Origin of the sequence: Streptomyces sp. NPDC048664, from assembly GCF_040650555.1 — a bacterium.
Lineage (GTDB): Bacteria > Actinomycetota > Actinomycetes > Streptomycetales > Streptomycetaceae > Streptomyces.
In genome coordinates this window covers 1-7,355 of the sequence record NZ_JBEZHK010000060.1, presented here as the reverse complement: position 1 = coordinate 7,355, position 7,355 = coordinate 1, and the positions used below count along the sequence as shown (strand labels likewise).

7 protein-coding genes are annotated in these 7,355 nt (G+C 75.5%); 1 reads left to right on the top strand and 6 read right to left on the bottom strand.

Translation table 11 applies throughout. The features are described from left to right. The coding region (locus AB0C59_RS34625) for a 4'-phosphopantetheinyl transferase superfamily protein (protein WP_363011805.1) at positions 1-867 on the top strand (867 nt) is incomplete at its 5' end. A gap of 81 nt (positions 868-948) precedes the next feature. On the opposite strand, the gene AB0C59_RS34620 is transcribed toward AB0C59_RS34625, so the two are convergent. The 6 genes from AB0C59_RS34620 to AB0C59_RS34595 form a co-directional block, all read right to left on the bottom strand. Continuing rightward, positions 949-1,218, bottom strand: a complete 270-nt coding sequence (locus AB0C59_RS34620; protein ID WP_363011803.1) for an acyl-CoA carboxylase subunit epsilon — start codon at positions 1,216-1,218, stop codon at positions 949-951. 14 nt (positions 1,219-1,232) lie between these two features. Further along, a complete protein-coding gene (locus tag AB0C59_RS34615; RefSeq protein ID WP_363011807.1) occupies positions 1,233-2,762 on the bottom strand; it encodes an acyl-CoA carboxylase subunit beta in 1,530 nt (509 codons plus the stop codon). A 139-nt stretch (positions 2,763-2,901) separates the two neighbouring features. Next, positions 2,902-3,207 (bottom strand): acyl carrier protein, encoded by a 306-nt coding sequence (locus tag AB0C59_RS34610; protein WP_363011801.1) that lies wholly within the window; start codon positions 3,205-3,207, stop codon positions 2,902-2,904. Further along, positions 3,204-4,142 carry an alpha/beta fold hydrolase gene (locus tag AB0C59_RS34605; RefSeq protein WP_363011799.1) on the bottom strand — a complete coding sequence of 313 codons (939 nt, stop codon included), beginning with the start codon at positions 4,140-4,142 and terminating at the stop codon, positions 3,204-3,206. Before AB0C59_RS34605 ends, AB0C59_RS34610 begins: the two co-directional genes overlap by 4 nt. Beyond that, positions 4,139-5,617 (bottom strand): FAD-dependent monooxygenase, encoded by a 1,479-nt coding sequence (locus AB0C59_RS34600; protein WP_363011797.1) that lies wholly within the window; start codon positions 5,615-5,617, stop codon positions 4,139-4,141. Before AB0C59_RS34600 ends, AB0C59_RS34605 begins: the two co-directional genes overlap by 4 nt. Positions 5,618-5,801: 184 nt before the next feature. Beyond that, positions 5,802-7,331 carry an FAD-dependent monooxygenase gene (locus tag AB0C59_RS34595; RefSeq protein WP_363011795.1) on the bottom strand — a complete coding sequence of 510 codons (1,530 nt, stop codon included), beginning with the start codon at positions 7,329-7,331 and terminating at the stop codon, positions 5,802-5,804. Between the last annotated feature and the right edge of the window lie 24 nt (positions 7,332-7,355).

Below are 7,355 nucleotides of genomic sequence, written 5' to 3'. Positions count from 1 at the left end.
ACATGCGGAGAGCCGACGTTGACGCAGACCGGGGGAAGGCTCGCGGTGGGCGTGGAAGAGCTGGACGTGTGGCTGCTGCCGCCGCCGGACTCGCCCCGCGACGTGCCCGGCCACGAACTCGACGACCGTGAGCGCGAGCGGGCCGAGGCCTACCGGCGGCCCGAGGACCGGCGGATGTACCTCGCGGCCCATGTGGGGCTGCGCCGGGTCCTCTCCGTGTACACGGGGCTCGAGCCGCACCGCATCACTCTGGGCGGAGAGCGCCACGGCGGGGACGGGGAGCGGCACGGGCGACCCGTGGTGCTCGGGGTCCCCGGTGCGCCGCAGTTCTCGCTCTCGCACAGCCATGGCCTGGCGCTCGTCGTGGTGTCCGGGGTCCGGGTCGGCGCGGACGTGCAGCGCGTGCCGTCGCGGGAGACCACCGAGGCGTGCCTGCCCACCCTGCACCCCTTGGAGCGCGAGGAGTTGTCGGCGCGGGGCGAGCCGGCGCGCACGGCGGCCTTCGGGCGGCTGTGGACGCGCAAGGAGGCCTATCTGAAGGGGCTCGGCACCGGGCTCGCCCGGGGCGCGGACCGCGACTACCTGGGGGAGGGCCGTCCCGCGGCCCGTCCGGTCGGCTGGGTCGTGGGCAATCTGCCGCTGTGCCCCACCCACATCGGCGCTGCGGCCCTCCTGGGGTCGGGCGACCGGCAGGTCGTGATGCGCGCGGTGGGCGCGGAGCACCTCTACGCCCGGGACGCGGTCGAGCGGCTGCGGGCCATGCCGCCGGGTCTGCGGTCGGTGCTGCGGGACGTGAACCGGGGCGCGGACCGGGAGGGCACGGCGCCGGCGCGGGGCGACGGGCGGGCGCTCGCACCGGGGAGGTGAGGCGGGACCCCACAACGACGAGGGCCGCGGAGTTCGACTGAACTCCGCGGCCCTTCTCCGTCCCGGGCGGCCCCTCGGCCCTCAGGCCGCCGCCCGCCAGCTGCGCGGCCCCTCGAACACCGAGGTGCGTTCGGGGCGCTTCCACAGGGCGATCGCCTGCTGCCTGCGCGCCAGGTCGTCCGGCAGGGCGCCGGCGGCCGCGGTGCGGGTCAGCAGCACCGCGGTGAGCGCGGCCAGTTCCTCGGGCGTGGGGCAGCCGCGCTCGACCCGCAGCCAGGGCCGGGCGCCCGCCCTGCCGGCCGCCGCGCTCCCGGCGTGCTCCGCCCGGTCCTCGGGGCTCTGCTCGGCCATGGCTCCTCCGGCGTTCACTGGGGCGGGTTGCCGTGCTTGCGGCACGGCAGGTCGGCGTGCTTGGAGACGAGCATCGCCAGCGAGCGGGCCAGCACCGACCGGGTGTCGCGCGGGTCGATGACGTCGTCGACCAGGCCGCGCTCGGCGGCGTAGTACGGGTGGACGAGCTCACGCCGGTACTGCTCGATCTTCTCCAGCCGGGTCGCCTCCGGGTCGTCGGAGGCGGCGATCTCCCGGCGGAAGACGACGTTCGCGGCACCCTCCGCGCCCATCACCGCGATCTCGTTCGCGGGCCAGGCCAGCGCGATGTCGGCGCCGATGGAACGCGAGTCCATCACGATGTACGCGCCGCCGTACGCCTTGCGCAGCACCACGGACACCCGCGGCACGGTCGCGTTGCAGTAGGCGTACAGCAGCTTCGCGCCGCGCCGGATGATGCCCTCGTGCTCCTGGTCCACGCCCGGCAGGAAGCCGGGCACGTCCACCAGGGTGACCAGCGGGATGTTGAAGGCGTCGCAGAACTGGACGAACCGCGCGCCCTTCTCGCTCGCCCTGATGTCCAGGACGCCGGCCATCGAGGAGGGCTGGTTGGCGACGACACCGACGGTGCGGCCGTCGACGCGGGCAAGCGCGCACACGATGTTCGGCGCCCAGCCCGCGTGCACCTCCACGTACTCGCCCTCGTCGACGAGTTCCTCGATCACCGCGCGCACGTCGTAGGAGCGGTTCCCGTCGGCGGGCACGATGTCCAGCAGGGCGTCGCCGGGCCGGTCCGCGGGGTCCCCGCTGTGGCTGACGGGCGGCAGCTCCCGGTTGTTGGACGGCAGCAGCGACAGCAGGTAGCGCACCTCGGCGAGGCAGCTCTCCTCGTCGTCGTAGACGAAGTGCGCGACACCCGAGGTGGCGCCGTGGACGTCGGCGCCGCCGAGCCCGTTCTGGCTGATCTCCTCGCCGGTGACGGCGCGCACCACGTCGGGGCCCGTGATGAACATCTGGGAGATGTCGCGGACGGCGAAGACGAAGTCGGTCAGGGCGGGGCTGTAGGCGGCGCCGCCCGCGCACGGGCCGAGCATCACGCTGATCTGCGGGATGACGCCGGAGGCGCGGGTGTTGCGCCGGAAGATGCCGCCGTAGCCGGCGAGCGCCGAGACGCCCTCCTGGATACGGGCGCCCGCGCCGTCGTTGAGGGACACCAGCGGCGCTCCGGCCGCCAGGGCCATGTCCATGATCTTGTGGATCTTGGTGGCGTGGGCCTCGCCGAGCGCACCGCCGAAGACCCTGAAGTCATGGGCGTACACGAACACCGTGCGTCCCTCGACCGTGCCCCAGCCGGTGATCACGCCGTCGCCGTAGGGCTTCTTCGCCTCCAGGCCGAAGCCGGTGGCGCGGTGCCGGCGCAGCGGCTCGACCTCGGTGAAGCTGCCCTTGTCCAGCAGCAGTTCGATGCGCTCGTGCGCGGTCAGCTTGCCCTTGGCGTGCTGGCGTTCGGTGGCCTTGGGGTCGTCGCCCTCACGGGCCAGACCCTTGCGTGCGGCCAGCTCCATGAGCGGGCCGGGACTTTCGGTGGGCGGTGCGAGCACCATGGGTGGCTTCTCCGTCTTCGCTTCGTGGTGGTTGCGGTCGTGGTGGGTGCGATTCCGGTCCGGGTGGGCCGTGCGGTCCACGGGGAGGGTGGGACGGGGGTCAGCGGGCGAGCAGGTCGACCAGTTGGTCCACGGTGCTCGTGCGCAGCACCTCGCTGGAGACCTCCCGGCGCAGGACGCACCGGATCCGCCGCTGCAGGAAAAGGGCCCCCAGGCTGTCCAGCCCCTGGTCGCTCAGCGACCGGTCGGGGAAGACCCGGTGGGCCGGGGGGACGGCCAGCAGGTGCTGCACCTCCAGGCGCAGGCAGTGGCCGATGAGACGGGCACGCAGGTCGGGGCTCATGGCGCCCAGGGCGGCCGGGTCGGGGAGCGTGCCGAGCCTGCCGTGCGCGGTGGTCCCGGTCATGGCCGCCTCCCGTCGGTCGCGGCGCCGCCCCCGGTCAGGAGGGTGCGGCACTCCTCGAAGAAGGCCAGTGCCTTCAGGTGGTACGCGCGGGCGGCCCAGCCCAGGCTGATGTTGTGCCCGGCACCGGACTGGCGGTCGACCCGGACGACGGGCGCCCGGGTGAAGAGCGAGGCCAGGTCGGCCACCGTGTCCTCGTCGTGCCGCCACCACAGCTCCCGCTCGGCGAACGTCAGCCGCACCGGAACCCGCACCCGCTCCGCCAGGGCGGCGCACCGCAGCGGCCAGTCCCGGGCCTCCGAGCGTTCGCGCGCCGGCATCGGCGCGACCACGGACACGGCCTTGGCGAAGGTGTCCGGCGGATAGAACCGCAGGGCGCCCCAGTGCTGCTTCCACTGGCGGTGCCGGTGGGGGTCGTCCAGCACACCGGGATCGACCGCGTAGTCCCGGCCCAGACCGGAGATGTCCAGGCCGAGCAGCGGGGGCGCCTGCGCGTCCGGTTCGTCCGCGGCGTAGGTCAGCGCGAGCTTGCCGCCGAAGGAGTGCGCGAGCAGGAAGACCCCCGCCCCGAGCTCGTAGCGGCCCCGGAGGTGGGTCAGCGCGTGGCGCAGCACCGAGGACTGCTCGGCGAGGGTCTGCCCGCTCGGCACCTGCGAGGCCGACAGCCCGTAGCCCGGACGGTCCAGGGCGATCACGGTGTAGCCGAGGCGGGCACCCAGCGCGAGCAGGGAGAGGTCGGGGTGGGCCTGCCCGTCGAAGTACCCGGCGCCCGTGCCGCCGCCGGGCACCGCGACGACGGTGGCGCGGGGCGGCCCGGCGGGCTCGGCGATCAGCGCGGACAGGGTCAGCGGGCCCGCCGGGACGGTGATGGGGCGCACGCCCGGGGAGGTCGCGCCCGGGACGGCGTCCCGGGTGTCGTGGCCGGCGGGGGTGCTCATACGGTCTCCGGTGCGCCGAACCAGCGGGACAGCGCCGCCCGCAGCGTCTCCGCGTCGGAGCCCGCCCAGGCGACGTAGCCGTCGGGACGGACCAGGACCGCCGCGGCCCCGCCGAAGGCGTCCGCCTCCAGCGGCGTGCCGGTGACGGTGACGACCCGGTCCTTCCAGCCCGCGGTCGCCTCGCGCACGGCGGGCGCGTCGGCCAGGTCCAGCAGGACGCCCTGCGCCGCGTGCAGCAGCTCGGGGCTGCGCACCTCTCCGGCGGCGGTCCGCAGCCCGCGGGGCGGCAGCCGGCGGCCGACCAGGGGGTGCGCGTCGGGCGTGCCGATCCGGTAGCGGACGTCGAGGTGGCTGACCCGGCCCGCCAGATGCCGCTTGACCGCGTCGATGCCGATGAGCTCGGCGAACAGATCGCGCAGCGGCTGGGACTCGGGGCCCCCGAGGAACACCGTGCCCTGGGCCACCGTGTTGCTCAGCAGCGCGGCGCCCACCGGGTGGCGTTCGGCGTGGTAGGAGTCCAGCAGGCTCGCGGGCGCCCGGCCCCGCACGGCGGCCGCCAGCTTCCAGCCGAGGTTGGCGGCGTCCTGGACGCCGATGCTCAGGCCCTGGCCGCCGGCCGGCAGGTGGATGTGGGCGGCGTCGCCGACGAGCAGGACGCGGCCCCTGCGGTACTCGGTGACCTGGCGGGTGGCGTCGGTGAAGGAGCTGACCCAGTCGGCGCTGCCGCCGGAGATGTCCTCACCCGTCAGACGCTGCCAGGCGGCGGCGACCTCGGCGAACTCGGGGGTCTCGCTGCGGTCGGCCGGCGGGGTGCCGTGCTCGCACACGATGATGCGGTCCACGCCCTCGGCCAGCGGCGCGGCCATCACCATGCCGCCCTCAAGACGCTCACCGAGCGGACGCGGCCGGATGGCCACCCCGCTCACGTCGGCCAGGTACATGCCCCGCGTGGCGGGGGTGCCGGGGAAGTCGAAGCCCCCCGCCCGGCGCACCGCGCTGTGCCCGCCGTCGGCGCCGACCAGGTAGGCGGCACGCAACCGCCGCTCCCCGTCGGGGCTCAGCAGCGTGACCGTGACGCCGTCCTCGTCCTGCTCCAGGGCCTGGAACTCCCAGCCGCGGCGGATGTCGGCACCCAGTTCGCGGGCCCGGTCCTCCAGCACCGCCTCCGTCCGGGACTGCGGGATGCCCCGGGCCCCGAAGTGCGCGTCCCGGAGCACGGTGTAGTCGAACTGCACCCCGCCGAAGTGCCCCATGGGGCTGGTTTCCAGCCCGGCGAACCGGGGGACGAGCCCGCGCTGGTCGAACGTCTCCAGTGCCCGGGCGGTGAAGCCCAGCCCCCGTGACTGCCCGGTCGGCCGGGCGAGCCGCTCGGCGACGACGACGCTCGCCCCGCCCAGCCGCAGCTCTGCGGCCAGCATCAGCCCGGCGGGCCCGGCGCCGATGACGACGACGTCCGCGTCGGTCTTGGCGTCCATGCGAATCCTTTCCTCGTGGGTTTGCTCGTGCCGTTCGTCGCGCGGTTCCTCAAGGGGGGTCGTCCGCGCGGTGGCGGCGGTGGGTGGGTGCGGCGCGCCGCCGTGCGGTCGGGGGCCGGCGGGTGGCTCCGGCTCCCGGGCCGCCGCGACGCGCCGCGTCCGGGGGGTGGTGGGTCGGGGTCGTTCAGTCGTGGGGGCCGGGCCGGGACGGTCCCAGCCACCGGTGCAGCGCCTCCGACAGCTCCGCCGGGGCGGTGCCGGACCAGGCCACATAGCCGTCGGGCCGCACCAGCAGGGCCTGCCCCGACGGCAGGGGGGAGCCGGGGGCGGGGCGCAGGCCGGTGACGGTGAGGCGGTCGGCCCAACCGGTGGCGGCCGCGCGCAGCGCACCCGCGTCGTCCGCGTCCTGAAGAAGCAGCAACCCCCGCCCGGTGCGCAGCAGTTCGGTCGTCCGGTGGACACCCGCGTCCTCGGGACCGCCGGGCCCCGGCTCCAGTGCGACGTCGGGCAGGCGCCCGCCGACCAGCGGGTGCGCCCCGGGCTCCGCCCCGGTGTCGTAGCGGATGCCGAGGCCGCTGATCACACCGGCCAGCCGCTCCCGGACGCCGTCCAGCGTGAGGAGTTCGGCGAGCAGTGCCCGCACCGGTTCGACCTCGGGGCCGCCGAGCAGCAGCTGGACCTGGGCCCGGATGTTGGCCAGGACGCGGTGCCCCACCGCGTGCCGTTCCTCGTGGTAGGTGTCCAGCAGTTCGGCGCCGGCGCTGCCGCGCGCCACCGCCGCGAGCTTCCAGCCGAGGTTGAAGGCGTCCTGCACCCCGAGGTTGAGGGCCTGGCCGCCGCTCGGCATCTGCTGGTGCGCCGCGTCCCCGGCGAACAGCACGCGCCCGTGCCGGTACCGGGCGAGCTGCCGGTCGGCGTCACCGAACGCGTTCACCCACAGGGGGGTCCCGTGCCCGATGTCCTCGCCGGTGACCCGCTTCCACACGTCCGCGACCTCGGTGAAGTCGGGCTCGGCGCCCTCGCGGAGACCCGCGGGCCGGCCGAACTCGTGCACCATCACCCGGGTCGTGCCGTCGCGGGTGGCGGCGATGGCGAGCCCCTGCGGCAGCCGCTCGAACCGCCGGTCCGCCACGCTGACGCCGGTGACATCGGCGCGCAGCAGCTCACGGGTGGCGTCGCGGCCCGGGAACTCGGCGCGCAGCAGCCGCCGTACGGTGCTGTTCTCCCCGTCGCAGGCGACCAGATGGCGGCCGCGCAGCCGCAGCGGGCCCCGCGGCCCCAGCGCCCGCGCCGTCACCCCGTCCTCGTCCGCGCTGAGCGTCAGCAGCTGGTGCCGGCGCCGCAGATCGGCGCCGAGCGCGCAGGCCCGGCGCTGCAGCAGCTCCTCGACCCGGGCCTGGGGCACCTTCCACTGCCCGGGGTGGGTGCTGGGCAGGGTCAGGTCCAGCGGGACGCCGCCGAAGTGGCCGCGCGGCTCCCGCGGGGGCGCCCCGAGCTCGTCGAGCAGCCCGCGTGAGTCGAGGATCTCCATGGTGCGCGCGTGCAGGGTGGAGGCCCGGGACTCCGTGGTGGGGCCGGGGCGTTCGTCGACCACGACCACCCCCACCCCGCCCAGCCGCAGCTCCGCCGCGAGCATCAGACCCGCGGGCCCCGCCCCGACCACGATCACGTCGGTCCGCACGGGACCGGTGTCGTCGCCCTCGGTCTCGTTCATGAGCCGCGCTTGTCCTCGGCGAAC